This is a genomic window from Oceanithermus profundus DSM 14977 (assembly GCF_000183745.1).
Taxonomy (GTDB): domain Bacteria; phylum Deinococcota; class Deinococci; order Deinococcales; family Marinithermaceae; genus Oceanithermus; species Oceanithermus profundus.
On record NC_014761.1, the window covers coordinates 285,706 to 299,127 of the forward strand.

Genomic DNA, 13,422 nt, shown 5'->3' on the forward strand with positions numbered 1-13,422 from the left:
CAGCGCGTCTTGCACCCATTTAACCTTCCCGCCGCCGGGGTGCGCAGGTGCAAATGTCACGCGTTCCAAAACCTAGGAAACCGCCGTCCTGATGGGCTCTGGGGGCATTTGACACTGTCGCGCGCAGGGGTACGGGGTACAGAATACGGGCGAACCACAAGTCGGAACCGTGGAGGTAGGTATGCGCAAGAAAGTGCTGATCTTGGGTGGTGGATCAGGCGGCGTGATCACCGCGAACAAGCTCGTTGAGATCCTGGGGGATCAGGTCGAGGTGACCGTCGTCGATCGCAACGCCGAGCACACCTTCATCGCCGCCTATCCGTGGGTGGCCTTCGGCCTGCGCGAGATCGAACAGATCCGCCGGCCGCTGGTCGCGCTGCAGAAGAAGGGCATCCATTTCCTCCAGGCCGAGGTGCAGGAGCTCCAGCCCGACCGCAACGCGGTCCAGACCGAACGCGGCGAGCTCACCTACGACTACCTGGTGGTCTCGCTGGGCGCCGAGCCCCTGGCCTATCCGGTGGAGGGGGCCCAGGCGCCCTGGAGCGAGGAGGGGGCGCTGGCGTTGCGGGCCTGGCTCAAGGAGACCAAGGGCGAGCGCTGGGTCGTGGGGGTCTCCTCGCCCTACTACCCCTGCCCGCCCGCGCCCTTCGAGGTGGCCGGCCAGCTCGACTTCGCGCTGCGTGTGAAGGGGCTGCGGGACCGCTCGAGCATCGCCATCTTCCACATGAACCCGGCGCCGCTGGCGGGCATGGGGCCGGTGATCTCGCACGCGATCTCGAAGATCCTCGACCGCAAGGGGGTGGAGTTCCACGGCAGCTTCGAGCTGACCGAGGGCGGCGACGGGGTCGTCAAGGCGGCCGACGGCCGCACCCTCGAGTACGACCGCCTGATCCTGGTGCCCCCCTTCGCCCCCAACAAGGTGGTGCGGGAGTCCCCGCTCGCCGGCCCGAACGGCTTCCCCGAGGTGAGCCCCGACACCTTCCGCTCCCTGCAGTACGAGAACATCTTCGTCATCGGCGACACCGTGAACCCGGGGCTGAACCTGCCCCCCGCGGGCGTGGTGGTCCACTACCAGGGCGAGTACGTGGCCGGGGTGATCGCCGCGGACCTGCGGGGCGCCTACATCGGCGAGCCCTTCAACCCGGTGGCGATGTGCATCATGGACTTCGGCGACGACGCGGTGCTGCCCGAGTGCGACTTCACCGACATGCTGGCCGGGCGGGGCATGCCGTCCTGCGGCGTGATGGCCCGCGGCCGCTCGGTGCGCATCGCCAAGATGCTCTTCGAGTCGATGTTCTTCGCCACCCTCTTTTAGGAGGCAGCCATGGCCAAGGTAGAAGAAAGGCTCGAGCGCATCGAACGCATCCTGGAGGACAGCGGGATCGCGTTCCTGGCCGACCTCAAGGCGGGGCCCACGCTGGTGCAGAACATGGGCCTGCTGATGGAGCCCAAGAACCTGCGCCTGCTCACGATCCTCGACCGCTTCCTCGATCAGGCCGACGCCCTCGAGCACGCCGCCGAGGCGTTGGAGAAGATCGACAAGAGCGGGGTGCTCCAGCTCGCGGGCGACGCCTCCGAGACCCTGATGCGCAACCTCAGCCTGCTGATGGAGCCCAAGAACCTGCGCATGCTGGCCCACCTCGCCAACCTGACCGAGGTGCTCGCCGAGATCGACCCTACGGCGCTGGGGATGCTCGTGGAGGCCGCGCGCAAGGCCGCGGGCGAGACGTTGTCGCCGGAGGTGGTCAAGAACCCGCCCCGGGTGGGGCCCGTGGGGTTGTTCTCGCAGCTGAACGATCCCGAGATCCAGCAGGCCCTCGGTCTGCTCTTCCTCCTGCTGCGCCTCCTGCCGCGGACGCTGGCCCACCTGCGCCGGGAAATGGAGGAAATCGAGGCCGTTATGGATAAAATGGCCAAGAAGTGAAGCGGTCCGGGGCGGATTGTCCCTCCAGGTCACCGTGCCGACCGGCGTAGGCTCGGGTTAATGAAGAACGAAAGCCGTATCCGCCATCTGCGCAGCTCGCGCTACAAGCGCCTGGCGGCCCTGTTCGGAGGGCCGCTGGGCGTGGCGCTCATCGGCCGCGCGGACCTGGCGGCGGCGTTCGAACGGGCGCTGGCGCACTGCCCGGGCCACGACAGCCTGATCTGCCGCGCCACCGGCGGGGTGCCGCGGGTCTGCTTCGTGCAGAAGATGGAGCAGATGGCGGCCTCGGCGGCGCGGGGGGGCGAGACCCGGCGCGCCTGGGAGCGCGGCTTCCTGGAGAAGGAGGTCCTCCCCTGCCTGGAGACCTTCGAGCGCGCCTTCCCTCCGGAGCTCGAGCCCGTGCTGAACTACACCAAAGGCGAGATCGAAGCCGACCTCGCCTATCTGGGTTAGGGGCCGGCCGGCTCAGGGGCCGCCGATGGCCGGCGGGGTGTAGACGTAGTACCGCCCCAGCATTAGCATGGCCGCGACGGCGACCGAAGTCAGGACGATCATCAGCAGGGTGCGCCCGATCAACACCAGGTCCACCTCGCCCGATTCGGTGGCGAGCATGCGGGGGTTGAAGGTCAGGTAGAAGACGCCCGTGACCACCAGGGCCCCCACCACGAAGACCGCAACGTAGATCAACCAGTCCATGTTCCCTCCCTCACGGGAGCGCCCGCAGGCGCTCGAAAAGCGGCGTCCAAGCCTCTTCCAAGTCTAGCAGACCCGCGGCGTAGACCCCGAGCCCCCGCGCCGCCGCCGCGTGGCCCTGGGGCGCGGGGCTGCCCGGGCGCGAGCCGTCGAGCGCCGGCGAGGACCATCCGGGGTAGAAGCGCCGCTCGCGGTAGCGCAGCCCCGTGGGGGCGGTGCGCTCCTCCTCGATCGGCGGCGCCGCGTGATCCAGCGGCACGCGGGCGGGCTCGTCGTCCAGCCGCGCCAGCTTCCAGCCGCCCCCGGCGTGGTGCAGGCCCGGCTCTTCGCGGACGAGCAGCACCGCCTCGGCCCCCGAGCCCTCGAGGGCGTGTTCGAAGGGCAGCAGGTCCCCGCCCGAGGCGTCGAGCCCCAGTACGATGCGGCCGCGGTAGGCGGAGGGCAGCCGCCGCAGCACCTCGGCGGCGAGCTCGCGCGGCGTCCAGACGAGCAGGGTGGCGCCGCCGTGCGCCCCCTCGAAGGTGGCCAGCACGGTGCCGAAGGCGTCCACCCGGGCGCGGGTGTACCGGGAAAACACCTCCAGGTCGGTCGTAATGGCGTCCAGCAGCGGTCCCGGCATGAAATCAGCTTACCGCACGCGTGCTATTCTTCTATACGTGCCCACCCTGTTGCTTTCCGACATCCACGGCAACCTGGCGGCTTTGGAGGCGGTGCTCGAGCACGCCCGCCGTCACGAGTTCGAGCGCGTGCTCTTCCTGGGCGACGCGGTCGGGTACTACCCCGACGGCGACGCCGTGATCGACCGTCTGCGGGCGCTCGGCGCCGAGGGGGTGATGGGCAACCACGACGCCTGGATGCTGACCCAGGACGTGCTCGAGGGCGAGGGGTACGTCTTCGAGATCCTGCGCTGGCAGAGCGAACACCTGAGCGAGGAGAACCGGGCCTGGCTGGCCGCCCTGCCCTGGACCCGCGAGGGCGAGGGCTGGATGGCGGTGCACGGCAGCCCCTGCGACCCCTTCCTCTACGTCGACGACCTCGACCTGGCGCGGGCGGCCTTCGGCTGCACCGCCGCCCGCTGGATCTTCCACGGCCACACCCACCTGGCCGGAGCCTTCACCGCCCTGGACGGCCCGAAAGGCCCCTGGGTGCGTTACAAGCCCTTCACCGAGCCCGAGAACCTGCTCAAGGTGGGCCCCAAGGCGCGGGCGATGGTCAACCCCGGCTCGGTGGGCCAGCCGCGTGACGGCGTGCCTCTCGCCGGCTACGCGGTTTGGGACGAAGAGGCGGGGACGGTGCGCGCCTACCGGGTCGCCTACGAGATCGAAGCGGTGGCGCGGCGGGTCGAGGAGGTGGGCTTCCCGCCCGCGCTGCATCAGCGGCTCAAGAAGGGCAGGTAGGCCGTGACCCAGGTGATCGGGCACGAGCGGCAGCGGCGCTTCCTGGCGCGCAAGCCGGCGCAGAGCCTGCTCTTCGTGGGGCCCGAGGGCGTGGGGCGCCGCACCGTGGCGCGCTGGTTCGCCTACGGCCTCAACTGCGAGCGCGGCTTCCCGCCCTGCGGCGCCTGCGCCTCCTGCCGCCTGCAGCACCACCCCGACCTGTTCGAGGTCGCCCCGCGCACCCTGACCAAGACGGGGCAGACGGCGCGCCGGCCCCAGATCCACCTGGATCAGATCGCCCCCCGCGCCGGCTCGGAAGAAGAGAGCCTGCTCGAGTGGCTCGCGACCGCGCCCCGCCACCGCGCCAAGGTGGGGGTGGTGGACTCCGCGCACCTGCTCGGCGAGCCGGCGGGCAACGCCCTGCTCAAGATGCTGGAGGAGCCGCCCGCGCATGCCTACCTGATCCTGATCGCCCCCAGCCGCGAGGCGGTGCTTCCCACGCTGGCGAGCCGCAGCCTGACCGTGGGGTTCGGGCCGCTGCCCGAAGACGAGCTGCGCCGCCTCACCGGCGACGAAGCGGCGCTGCGGTACAGTGAGGGTGCGGTGGGCCGGTTGAAGGCCGCCCTGGCCGATCCGGCGGGTCTGGCCGAGGCGGCGAGCGCCGCCGAGGCGTGGATCCAGGCGTTGGCCGGGGAGCCGTCCGAGCTGCTGGCGCAGACCGAGGTGCTGCGCCGGCTCGCCGAGGGCCCCTTCGACCCCTGGGTCTTCGTGGCCCGGGCGCTCGAGGTCTGGCCCCCCGCCGCGCGCCGGCAGGCGCTCGAGGCGCTGCTGGAGGCGCGCGAGGCGCTCGAAGCCTACGTGGCCGCCGACCTGGTCTACACCCGGCTGGCCCTGACCCTGAGGAGGCTTTATGCCGAACTGCGTTCGGGTTCGACTGTTTCACGGTAGGGAACCCAAACTCTACGAAATGCGTTTCAAGGGGGAGGCCCCGGCCGTGGGGGCCAAGGTGGTGACGCGCACCCCCCGGGGGCTCGAGCTGGGCGAGGTGCGCGCCACGCCGCGGGAGGCGAACAAGCCCTTCGGAGAAGTCGTGCGCGTCGCCGACGCCGGCGACCTGGACCGCGCCCACCGCCTGCGCGAGCAGGAGGAGAGCCTGAAGTGGTGGCTGAAGGCGCGCCTGCGCGCCAAGCTGCCCCAGGTCAAGGTGCTCGGCTGCAACTACACCCTCGACGGGGGGCACGTCGTCGTCTACTACTCGGCCGAGAACCGGGTCAACCTCGGGGGCGTGGTGCGCGAGATCGCCCGCCACGCCGGCGCCCGGGTCGAGTTCGTGGCCAAGGGGCCGCGCGACCAGACGGCCTTCCTGGGCACGCTGGGCATGTGCGGCCTGGAGAGCTGCTGCAGCACCTGGATGCAGCAGTTCGCGCCGGCCACGATCCGCATGGCGCGCGACCAGCAGCTGCCGCTGAGCCCCGAGAAGATCAGCGGGCCCTGCGGCCGGCTGCTCTGCTGCCTCGCCTACGAGCACCCCCACTACAAGGAGCTGCTGGCGGACATGCCCAAGAAGAACGCCAAGGTCTGCACCTCGGCGGGCGTCTGCGGCAAGGTGATCAAGCTCAACCCGCTCGCCGGGACCGTGGACCTCTACACCGAGGGCGGGGGCGTGATCACGGCGCCCAAGGAGGACCTGCGCCCCCGCGACAAGGAGGGGTAACCGTGGAGTTTCAACGGGTCGAGGAAAAACCGCGTCACTTCAACCACTTCTATCCGGCCATCGCCGCGGTCATCGGGGTCGAGGCCGAGGGGCGGGTGAACTTCATGCCCGCGGTCTGGAACGTGGGGCTCTCCTTCGATCCGCCGCTGTTCGGCGTGAGCGTGAGCCCCAAGCGCTTCACCCACGGCCTGCTCGAGGCCGCGTCGGCGTTCAGCGTGACCTTCCACCCCTACGAGCAGGCGGAGCGCGTGCAGCGGCTCGGCTCGGTGAGCGGCTGCGAGGTCGACAAGGTGGCGGCCTTCGGCCTCGAGGTGGTGCGCGGCCGCGCCCTCGACGTGCCGCTGCTCGGCGGATTCTACGCCGCCTACGAGCTCGAGAAGACGGCGGCGTGGCCGGCCGGCGACCACACCCTCTTCGTGGGGCGGCTCCGCGGCGTCTGGGAGGACCCCGCGGCCTTCACCGCCGAGGCCCTCGATCCGGCGCGGGTGCGGGCGCTGCTCTACTTCGGGCGCTACCGGTACGGCTACCCGGCGTCCGAGACGCGGGTGCTCGGGAAGCGCTAGCCGTGTGGGCCGAAAGGGTGCGCCGGCAGGCGCGCCGGCTCAAGGTGGGCCGCGGCTTCTTCGAGGCGCAGCTGCTCCTCGCCGACGGCAGCTTTCTGCACTTTCGCCACGACCCCCACACCCGCTGGGTGCAGGCCTGGGCGCCCGAAGCGGGCGGCGCCGCCCCCGGGCTGGTGCCCCGGATCGAACGGTTCCGCCTGAACCGGCGCCACCTGGAGGTCTGGTTCGACGACGGCAGCCGCCTCGAGGTGCGGCTGGGGGCCCTGGGGACCCGCTTCCGCACCCACGAATGACGCCGCCCCTGCAGGGGCGGCGTCCGCTCGGGCCGCGGTTACTTTTCGTAGGGTTTGCCGATCGCCTTGGGCGGCCGCGAGGTGCCCACGAAGCCGGCCAGCACCAGCATGGTGATCACGAAGGGGAAGGCCTCGATCACCGTCGGCGGCATGATGTCGCCGCCGCCCAGCTGGATGGCCAGCGCCTTGGCGAAGCCGAAGAGCAGCGTCGCCCCCAGCACCCCGATGGGGTGCCACTTGCCGAAGATTAGCGCCGCCAGGGCGATGAAGCCCTGACCGGCGGACATGTTGCGCACGAACTGGTTGAGGACGCCGATCGAGAGGAAGGCGCCGGCGAGCCCCGCCAGCACCCCCGAGAGGATGACCGCGGTGTAGCGGGTGCGGAAGACGTTGATCCCCATGGTGTCGGCGGCTTCGGGGTGCTCGCCCACGCTGCGCAGCCGCAGGCCCCAGGGGGTCTTGAACATCACGTACCAGGTGATCGGCACCAGCGCGAAGGCCAGGTAGACGAGCGGGCTGAAGCCCAGCCACTCGGGGAGCCGGTTGACGAGCTCCTTCGAGGCCGTGGTGTTGTCGTAGAAGTAGGCGAGGACGAGCGAGGGCAGGCCCGCGGCGAGCAGGTTGATGGCGGTGCCGCTGATGATCTGGTCGGCCTTGTACTTGATCGAGACGACCGCGTGGATCCAGCCGATGAAGGCGCCCACGACCATGGCGAGCAGCACGGCCACCCAGGGGATCCACCAGATGCGGGCGCCGGGGTTCTCGGCCAGGTAAGGGGCCTCCATCAGCTGGGCGCTGACGGCGGCGGTGAGCGCGCCGAAGATGATCATGCCCTCGAGCGCGATGTTGACCACGCCGCTGCGCTCGCTGAACATCCCGCCCAGGGCGGTGAGCAGCAGGGTGGTGGTGGAGCGCAGCGTCGTCTGCAGGAGCGGCACCAGGAAGGCCGCGGTGAGGAGGCTTTCGAGGCTCATCTCAGATCACCCCCTGCACGCCTTCTTCGGCCTGGGCCGCGAGGATCGGATCGGTGAAGTAGCGCGGCAGGAAGCCGCCGGCGGCGATGAAGAGCACGATCAGCGCCTGCAGCATCATCACCAGTTCGCGGCTGATGCCGAGCTGCAGGTCGAGCTGCAGCCCGCCGGTGAGCAGCACCCCGAAGAGCAGCGCCGAGAGGAAGACCCCGATCGGGGTGTTCTGACCCAAAAGCGCCACGGCGATGCCGTCGAAGCCCACGTTGGTGGGCAGCGACTGCTTGAGTCGGTACTCGTCGATGCCGCCCCCGAGGACGTAGTGGGTGGCCGCCAGTCCGGCGAGGGCGCCGGAGATCGCCATGGCCAGGATCGTCTTCTTGGCGATGCTCACCCCGCCGTACTCGGCCGCCTTGGGGGCGAGCCCGACCGCGCGCAGCTCGTAGCCGTCGCGGGTGCGCCACATGTAGTAGTTGTAGAAGGCCACGGCGAAGGCGGCGATCACGAAGGCGCCGTTGAGGCGCACCGACGCCAGCTTGGGCGAGAGCTCCATGGGGATGCCGGGCAGGAAGCCGCCCACGAAGTAGCCGGCCACGCCCGCGCCCAGAGCGGCGAGCAGCCGCTTGCCCAGCTCGAGCCGCGCCGTGAGCACGTAAACGACGATCATCGCCACCAGCGCCAGCGGCAGCGCCCAGCTGAGCGCGCCCGTCCAGGCGCCCGAGGCGTCCTGCTGGAAGCCGAAGAGGTTGACCATCAGCGGAATGCGGGCCGACTCGGCCACCTCGTAGCTGCGGGCCTCGTAGCCGGGGAACTTGAAGGGCATGTGGAGCGTCCACTTGCCGAAGAAGGTGTACTCGTTGGAGGCGATCATGAAGAGGAAGATCGAGGCGGCGATGTAGTTCATCATGATCGTGTTGATCACCTCGTGCGCCCCGAAGCGCGCCTTGAGCCAGCCCGGAATCGCGCCCCAAAGCGCCCCGCCCGCGGCGGCGGCGAGGATGCTGAGCGGCAGGAAGATCGCCCGCGCCACCCCGTCGGGCAGGCCCGCGAACCAGTGGGCGTTCGCCAGGTGCACGCCCACGAGCATCGTCATGATGGCGCCGATGGTCAGCTGCCCGGGGGCGCCGATGTTGAACAGCCCCGCCTGGAAGCCGAAGGCCACCGCCAGGCCGGTGAAGATGAGCGGCGTGGCGATGAGCAGGCTCTGGAACCAGCCGGAGGCGGTGAGCAGCGGCCCGAAGAGGAGCTGGAAGGTGTAGGTGACGAGGTCCAGCTTGGCCGCGAGGTAGGCGAGGGTGCCGCTGCCCTCGGGCATCTTGACGTCCTTGAGGATCCAGACCACGACCGCGCCGGCCACCATGGCGAGCAGCATGCTCACCGCCGGAACGATGACCCCGCGCCAGCGCACCAAGAGCGCCCGGCCTCCGGGGAGCTGCAGCCGCCCCACCGCGAGCAGGAAGAGGCTGTAGAGGAAGCTCGCGTAGGCCCCCAGCGAGAGGCTGTAGCGCTTGAGCGGGGGCCTGCGGGCGCCTTCGGCCAGGGCCGCGTCGTTGACCGCCCAGACGGCGTGGTAGAAGAGGTAGGCTTCCAGTGCGAAGACGGCCACGCCCACGAGTCCGAGCGCGAAGTAGATGCGGGCGCGGGTGCGCGCCTGGGGGAGGAACGCCGCCACCGCCGCCACCAGGGCCAGGGCCACCCAGAAGACGGTGAAGTAACCCAGCCAGCTGACGTCGGGCAGCGCCTTGGCCCGGCCGTAGAGGTCGACCGTGCCCCAGAGGGTGACGAGCACCCCTTTCCCCCCGAAGGCCCGCATCGCGATCGCCCAGGGGCTGACGGCGAGCAGGAGCAGGAAAACGGCGGAGGTGAGGGCTAACCAAACGCGGTTCACGCCCCCGATTGTAACGCATGCCCCCGGGCGGGTGAGCCCCGCTCGGCGCGGTAGGATGGGCCCGATGAACGAGACCGAGGCCAAGGCCCGCAAGGTGCGCGCGATGTTCGGTGAGATCGCGCCGCGCTACGACCTGCTCAACCGTCTGCTCTCGGGCGGGGTGGACCAGCGCTGGCGGCGGCTGGCGGTGCGCCTGGCCACCGAAAAGGCTCCCCGCCGCATCCTCGACGTGGCCACCGGCACCGGCGACGTGGCCCTGCTGCTCAAGCGGGCGCGCCCCGAAGCCGAGGTGGTGGGGGGCGACTTCACCCCCCAGATGCTCGAGCTCGCGCGCGCCAAGGCCGAGCGGGCGGGGCTGGACGTGCGCTTCGTGGAGGCCGACGCCCTGGCGCTGCCCTTCGCGGACGCGAGCTTCGACGCGGTCACCGTCGCCTTCGGCTTTCGCAACTTCGCCGACTACGAACGCGGTCTGGCCGAGTTCTACCGGGTGCTGGCCCCCGGCGGACGGGCGGTGATCCTCGAGTTCCCGCCGCCCCCCGAGGGGCTTCTGGGTCGGGCCTACCGGTTCTACTTCAACGGGGTGCTGCCCTGGATCGGCGGCGTGATCTCGGGCCGCCCCGAGGCCTACCGCTACCTTCCGAACTCGGTGGAGCGCTTTCCGCGGCCCGAGCGGCTCGCCGAGATGATGCGCGCGGCCGGCTTCGCCGGGGTGCGCTGGCGCCTGCTCACCGCCGGCATCGCCGCGGTGCACGTGGGGGACAAGCCGTGAAGCGGGCGCGCGAGCTGGGCAACTACCGGGTCCTGATCGAGGCCCTGGAGCTGGGGCTCACCCCGGGCGAGCTGGAAGAGCGCCACGGCCTCCTCGCCGGCTTCGTGCGCGAGAGCGCGGGCGGGGCCCGTTACGCCAACGAGGTGGTCGAGCTGGTGCACGGGGCCGAGGGCGTCTTCGTCTCCTTTCCCGGCCTGCCGAACGCCGCCTACGCCTGGCTGGGCGAAGCGGCCGGGGTCTTCCTCACCCCGGTGGAGGCGCAGATCTGGCTGTGGGAGGTCATGGAGCGCGCCGAGGCGGGCGAGGGCGACCTGGTCGTCCTCTACGAGCCGGGGTACGCCGACGACGACGAGAAGATCTTCATGGCCTACACCTTCGAGGGCGAGCGCTACCAGCGGGGCTGGCCGCGCACCAAGCTGCCGCTCTTCCTCTGGCTCGCCGCGCCCGAAGAGCACCTGTTGATGCTGCACGCCCCGGGCGAGGGCTACCTGGCCTTCCGCCTCGAGCGCGGGGCGCCGATGCTGGGCGGGGCGGAGTCGTGAGCGGCTACGACGTGCTCGTGGTGGGGGCGGGGCCGAGCGGCAGCGAGGCCGCCTGGGCGCTGGCGCGCCGGGGGTTCGCCGTGGGCCTGGTGACCGACAGCCTCGACAGCGTCTACCGGCCCGAGGTGCCGCCCGAAGGCGCGGCGCCCGCGGGCAGCCTGCTGGCCGAGGCCGCGAGCGGCGACCTCTGGACGCTGCACCGGCGGGCCAAGTACGCGCTCGAGGGCCTTGAGAACCTCCACCTTTTGCAGTCTTCGGTGGTGGCGCTCCTGCTCGAGGAGGGCCGCGCCGCCGGGGTGCGCACCTGGGAGGGTTTCGACCTCCGCGCCGGGGCGGTGGTGCTGGCGGTGGGCAGTTTCCTGGGCGCCCGGCTCTCGGCGGGGGCGCTCGAGGAGGCCGCGGGGCGGCTGGGGGAGGCGGCCTACCCCGACCTCTACGAGCACCTCCAGGGCCTTGGCTTCGCCTTCGTGCCCGACGGCTACGAGGTGGCCGCCGCGGACGGCGCGCCCGCCTACGCGGTGCGTTTCCAGCGTTTCGCTCCCGGGGAGTGGGACGCGGCAAGCGGCCGGCTGAGCCGCTTCGCCGGCCTCTACGCCACCGGGCGGGTGGCCGCGGGCCACGCGCCGCCCGCCGCGCGGGCGGCCTCAGGCCTCGCCCTCGGCCGCGCCCTCGAGCCCGGCGGCGCGCAGTAGCTTGCGGTCCAGCTCGGCGAGCGGCCGGGCACCGGGGGCCACCCCGCCTTCGGGGGCGCGGCCGCGAAAGACGTGCACGACCAGGCGGCGGTGGCTGAAGGCGTGCCGCACCGTGCCCGCAGGCTCCACCGCCCGGGCCCGGTAGCGCGCGAGCGCCACCGCGGGCGGCGCCGCGCCCGGGCCCATCGGCACGCCCCACAGCCCGGCGAGCTGGCCGGTGGAGCGGTGCTCGAGCACCACCCCGCCGGGGGCTTGCAGCACCAGCGCCCAGCGCTCCTCGGTGCGTGCGCGCCGCTTGCGCGGCGCGGGGTAGCGCTCCGGGGCGGCCCGCCCCCGGCAGATCCCGGCGAGCGGGCAGGCGGCGCAGTCCGGGTTCCGCGGCGTGCAGACGCGGGCGCCCAGCTCCATCAGCGCCTGGTTCCAGTCGCCGGGGCGCGCGGGCTCGAGCCAGTCCGCGGCCGCCCGCCCGAGCCAGGCCGCGCCCGGCTCCGGCTCGGCGTGCACCCGCGCCAGCACCCGCCGCACGTTGCCGTCCACCGCCGCCACCGGCTCGCCGAAAGCGATGCTCGCCACCGCCGCGGCGGTGTAGGGCCCCACGCCCGGCAGCTGCAAGAGCCCCGCGCGGTCCCGCGGCCAGCCCGCGCGGGCCACCTCGCGCGCGAGCCTGAGCAGGTTGCGCGCCCGGGCGTAGTAGCCCGCGCCCTGCCACGCGGCCAACACCGCCTCCTCGTCCGCCGCCGCCAGCGCTTCCAGCGTGGGAAAGCGCTCGAGGAAGCGACGGTAGTAGGGCAGGGCCTGCTCGACCCGGGTTTGCTGCAAGAGCACCTCGCTGAGCAGGATCCGGTAGGGGTCGCGCGTGCCGCGCCAGGGCAGCGCGCGCCGCTCGGCGTCGTACCAGGCGAGCAGCGCCCGCCGCAGCGCGGGGGTCATTCGCGGCTCGGGCATGGCGGGTAGAGCCCCGGCGGGGGCAGCAGGTCGCGCTCGGGGCGCTCGGAGCGTGCGCCGGTCCAGACGTGCCGCCGCCAGCCCTCCGCGCCCCGGGCGTAGTACCCCACCGCGCCGTCCGAAGCGCGGTAGAGCCACAGCCGGTCGGCTTCGTCCCACAGCCAGTAGAGGTCGGGGCCCTTGCGGAAGGGGGCGTCCTCGTCGCGCACGACCGCCCGGCGGCCCTCCCGGATTAGCGGCACGCCCCGGTCGAAGTCGAAGACGTAGCGGCCGTCGGGCGAGCGCTGCGGCAGCACCCGGTTCGCCGGCGGCGCGGCGCAGCCGGCGAGCAGAAGGGTCAGAACGAGCATCGCCCTACGCAAGGGTGCAGTGCTTGCGCACCGGCCGGAGCGCCTTCCGAATGCGGCGCGCTCCCCGGGGAAAGGTGGCCAGGCCGCCGCCGGCCCCTCGACCGGCGCGGGGGGTGACGGCGCCCCTGCCCTCGGAGAAGCAGCCGGTCGCCTTGCCGCCGCAGGTCCGGAGAAACCCGCTCGCCTCCCGGATCCGGACCGTCCGGCCGAAGACGCCCGTCGCTTCCAGGCGTTCCATGGGCGGGTCGTGGACGGTTTCGACTTCCATGGCCGGCCCCCTCACATCAAACGGCGGTGCTCCGCCAGCATGCAGCGGTCCTGGACCACGGTAATGCCGGCGTCGGTCAGCTCCTCGGCGAAGGCGTCGTTCTTGATCCCCAGCTGCAGCCAGACCACCCCCGGCGGCGGTTCCATCGCCAGGATCTCCTCGAGGTGCCCCTCCAGCTTGTCTGCGGCGCGGAAGACGTCCACCACGTCCACGGGCTCGTCGATCTCGTCGAGCCGGGCCCGCACCCGCTCGCCGAAGAGCTCTTGGCCGGCGTACCTCGGGTTCACCGGCAGCACCCGGTAGCCGTGCTCACGCAGGTAGGCCGGCACGTAGTGCGCGGGGCGCTTCGGGTCGGGGTGCGCCCCCAGCACGGCCACGGTGTAGGCGCTGCCCAGGATCCAGCGCAGGTCTTCGTCGCGCTCCACGATGTGCATGAG

At 71.9% G+C, this 13,422-nt stretch carries 19 protein-coding genes; 11 read left to right on the plus strand and 8 right to left on the minus strand.

All coding sequences use genetic code 11. The features are described 5' to 3' along the window. The first annotated feature begins 181 nt into the window (after positions 1 to 181). Genes OCEPR_RS01430 through OCEPR_RS01440 form a run of 3 tightly spaced genes read left to right on the plus strand, consistent with a single transcriptional unit; the run spans position 182 to position 2,377 of the window. On the plus strand, positions 182 to 1,315 hold the full coding sequence (locus OCEPR_RS01430; RefSeq protein ID WP_013456923.1) for an NAD(P)/FAD-dependent oxidoreductase: 1,134 nt from the start codon (positions 182 to 184) through the stop codon (positions 1,313 to 1,315). A 9-nt stretch (positions 1,316 to 1,324) separates the two neighbouring features. Further along, entirely contained in the window at positions 1,325 to 1,924 is a 600-nt protein-coding gene (locus OCEPR_RS01435; RefSeq protein ID WP_013456924.1) for a DUF1641 domain-containing protein, read from the plus strand. Positions 1,925 to 1,984: 60 nt separating this feature from the next. Further along, positions 1,985 to 2,377, plus strand: coding sequence for a hypothetical protein (locus OCEPR_RS01440; RefSeq protein ID WP_013456925.1), 393 nt, complete (start codon positions 1,985 to 1,987; stop codon positions 2,375 to 2,377). A gap of 12 nt (positions 2,378 to 2,389) precedes the next feature. On the opposite strand, the gene OCEPR_RS01445 is transcribed toward OCEPR_RS01440, so the two are convergent. Then, positions 2,390 to 2,620, minus strand: coding sequence for a hypothetical protein (locus OCEPR_RS01445; protein ID WP_013456926.1), 231 nt, complete (start codon positions 2,618 to 2,620; stop codon positions 2,390 to 2,392). 10 nt (positions 2,621 to 2,630) lie between these two features. Beyond that, positions 2,631 to 3,236, minus strand: a complete 606-nt coding sequence (locus tag OCEPR_RS12160; RefSeq protein ID WP_013456927.1) for a hypothetical protein — start codon at positions 3,234 to 3,236, stop codon at positions 2,631 to 2,633. A gap of 37 nt (positions 3,237 to 3,273) precedes the next feature. On the opposite strand from OCEPR_RS12160, the gene OCEPR_RS01455 reads away from it, so the two are divergent. Genes OCEPR_RS01455 through OCEPR_RS01475 form a run of 5 tightly spaced genes read left to right on the plus strand, consistent with a single transcriptional unit; the run spans position 3,274 to position 6,563 of the window. Continuing rightward, the gene (locus OCEPR_RS01455) at positions 3,274 to 4,014 is read left to right on the plus strand and encodes a metallophosphoesterase family protein (RefSeq protein WP_013456928.1); all 741 of its coding nucleotides are present in this window, start codon (positions 3,274 to 3,276) and stop codon (positions 4,012 to 4,014) included. A gap of 3 nt (positions 4,015 to 4,017) precedes the next feature. Beyond that, a complete protein-coding gene (locus OCEPR_RS01460) occupies positions 4,018 to 4,941 on the plus strand; it encodes a DNA polymerase III subunit (RefSeq protein WP_013456929.1) in 924 nt (307 codons plus the stop codon). After that, positions 4,904 to 5,707, plus strand: a complete 804-nt coding sequence (locus OCEPR_RS01465) for a PSP1 domain-containing protein (protein WP_013456930.1) — start codon at positions 4,904 to 4,906, stop codon at positions 5,705 to 5,707. Before OCEPR_RS01460 ends, OCEPR_RS01465 begins: the two co-directional genes overlap by 38 nt. Before the next feature lie 2 nt (positions 5,708 to 5,709). After that, positions 5,710 to 6,270 (plus strand): flavin reductase family protein, encoded by a 561-nt coding sequence (locus OCEPR_RS01470; protein ID WP_013456931.1) that lies wholly within the window; start codon positions 5,710 to 5,712, stop codon positions 6,268 to 6,270. A gap of 2 nt (positions 6,271 to 6,272) precedes the next feature. Further along, positions 6,273 to 6,563 (plus strand): hypothetical protein, encoded by a 291-nt coding sequence (locus OCEPR_RS01475; RefSeq protein ID WP_013456932.1) that lies wholly within the window; start codon positions 6,273 to 6,275, stop codon positions 6,561 to 6,563. A 38-nt stretch (positions 6,564 to 6,601) separates the two neighbouring features. Here OCEPR_RS01475 and OCEPR_RS01480 read toward each other — a convergent pair whose 3' ends face one another. Together OCEPR_RS01480 and OCEPR_RS01485 are read right to left on the minus strand one after the other, a co-directional pair. Next, complete coding sequence (locus tag OCEPR_RS01480) at positions 6,602 to 7,537, minus strand: ABC transporter permease (protein ID WP_013456933.1); 936 nt, start codon at positions 7,535 to 7,537, stop codon at positions 6,602 to 6,604. A 1-nt stretch (position 7,538) separates the two neighbouring features. Further along, positions 7,539 to 9,419: an ABC transporter permease gene (locus OCEPR_RS01485; protein WP_013456934.1), complete on the minus strand. Its 1,881-nt coding sequence runs from the start codon at positions 9,417 to 9,419 to the stop codon at positions 7,539 to 7,541. Positions 9,420 to 9,483: 64 nt separating this feature from the next. On the opposite strand from OCEPR_RS01485, the gene ubiE reads away from it, so the two are divergent. The 3 genes from ubiE to OCEPR_RS01500 are packed head-to-tail and all read left to right on the plus strand — an operon-like array spanning position 9,484 to position 11,422. After that, positions 9,484 to 10,188 (plus strand): bifunctional demethylmenaquinone methyltransferase/2-methoxy-6-polyprenyl-1,4-benzoquinol methylase UbiE, encoded by a 705-nt coding sequence (gene ubiE, locus OCEPR_RS01490; RefSeq protein WP_013456935.1) that lies wholly within the window; start codon positions 9,484 to 9,486, stop codon positions 10,186 to 10,188. Further along, positions 10,185 to 10,730, plus strand: a complete 546-nt coding sequence (locus OCEPR_RS01495; RefSeq protein ID WP_013456936.1) for a hypothetical protein — start codon at positions 10,185 to 10,187, stop codon at positions 10,728 to 10,730. The genes ubiE and OCEPR_RS01495 overlap by 4 nt, the downstream gene beginning before the upstream one ends. Then, positions 10,727 to 11,422 carry an FAD-dependent oxidoreductase gene (locus OCEPR_RS01500; RefSeq protein ID WP_013456937.1) on the plus strand — a complete coding sequence of 232 codons (696 nt, stop codon included), beginning with the start codon at positions 10,727 to 10,729 and terminating at the stop codon, positions 11,420 to 11,422. The genes OCEPR_RS01495 and OCEPR_RS01500 overlap by 4 nt, the downstream gene beginning before the upstream one ends. Here OCEPR_RS01500 and OCEPR_RS01505 read toward each other — a convergent pair. From OCEPR_RS01505 to OCEPR_RS01515, 4 genes are read right to left on the minus strand one after another with little or no spacing between them, the layout of a single operon-like run. Next, entirely contained in the window at positions 11,375 to 12,352 is a 978-nt protein-coding gene (locus OCEPR_RS01505) for an A/G-specific adenine glycosylase (protein WP_013456938.1), read from the minus strand. The genes OCEPR_RS01500 and OCEPR_RS01505 overlap by 48 nt on opposite strands. Beyond that, positions 12,349 to 12,717 carry a hypothetical protein gene (locus tag OCEPR_RS12165; RefSeq protein WP_013456939.1) on the minus strand — a complete coding sequence of 123 codons (369 nt, stop codon included), beginning with the start codon at positions 12,715 to 12,717 and terminating at the stop codon, positions 12,349 to 12,351. Before OCEPR_RS12165 ends, OCEPR_RS01505 begins: the two co-directional genes overlap by 4 nt. A 4-nt stretch (positions 12,718 to 12,721) precedes the next feature. Next, complete coding sequence (locus OCEPR_RS01510) at positions 12,722 to 12,985, minus strand: hypothetical protein (RefSeq protein ID WP_013456940.1); 264 nt, start codon at positions 12,983 to 12,985, stop codon at positions 12,722 to 12,724. 11 nt (positions 12,986 to 12,996) lie between these two features. After that, positions 12,997 to 13,419 (minus strand): CoA-binding protein, encoded by a 423-nt coding sequence (locus tag OCEPR_RS01515; RefSeq protein WP_013456941.1) that lies wholly within the window; start codon positions 13,417 to 13,419, stop codon positions 12,997 to 12,999. Positions 13,420 to 13,422 lie beyond the last annotated feature (3 nt).

What these genes read in the sequence shown, in the direction of transcription:
- OCEPR_RS01430 (WP_013456923.1), top strand. Translation starts at nt 182, where the DNA reads ATGCGCAAGAAAGTGCTGATCTTGGGTGGTGGATCAGGCGGCGTGATC.
- OCEPR_RS01435 (WP_013456924.1), top strand. Translation starts at nt 1,325, where the DNA reads ATGGCCAAGGTAGAAGAAAGGCTCGAGCGCATCGAACGCATCCTGGAG.
- OCEPR_RS01440 (WP_013456925.1), top strand. Translation starts at nt 1,985, where the DNA reads ATGAAGAACGAAAGCCGTATCCGCCATCTGCGCAGCTCGCGCTACAAG.
- OCEPR_RS01445 (WP_013456926.1), bottom strand. Translation starts at nt 2,620, where the DNA reads ATGGACTGGTTGATCTACGTTGCGGTCTTCGTGGTGGGGGCCCTGGTG.
- OCEPR_RS12160 (WP_013456927.1), bottom strand. Translation starts at nt 3,236, where the DNA reads ATGCCGGGACCGCTGCTGGACGCCATTACGACCGACCTGGAGGTGTTT.
- OCEPR_RS01465 (WP_013456930.1), top strand. Translation starts at nt 4,904, where the DNA reads ATGCCGAACTGCGTTCGGGTTCGACTGTTTCACGGTAGGGAACCCAAA.
- OCEPR_RS01480 (WP_013456933.1), bottom strand. Translation starts at nt 7,537, where the DNA reads ATGAGCCTCGAAAGCCTCCTCACCGCGGCCTTCCTGGTGCCGCTCCTG.
- ubiE (WP_013456935.1), top strand. Translation starts at nt 9,484, where the DNA reads ATGAACGAGACCGAGGCCAAGGCCCGCAAGGTGCGCGCGATGTTCGGT.
- OCEPR_RS01505 (WP_013456938.1), bottom strand. Translation starts at nt 12,352, where the DNA reads ATGACCCCCGCGCTGCGGCGGGCGCTGCTCGCCTGGTACGACGCCGAG.
- OCEPR_RS12165 (WP_013456939.1), bottom strand. Translation starts at nt 12,717, where the DNA reads ATGCTCGTTCTGACCCTTCTGCTCGCCGGCTGCGCCGCGCCGCCGGCG.
- OCEPR_RS01510 (WP_013456940.1), bottom strand. Translation starts at nt 12,985, where the DNA reads ATGGAAGTCGAAACCGTCCACGACCCGCCCATGGAACGCCTGGAAGCG.
- OCEPR_RS01515 (WP_013456941.1), bottom strand. Translation starts at nt 13,419, where the DNA reads ATGCACATCGTGGAGCGCGACGAAGACCTGCGCTGGATCCTGGGCAGC.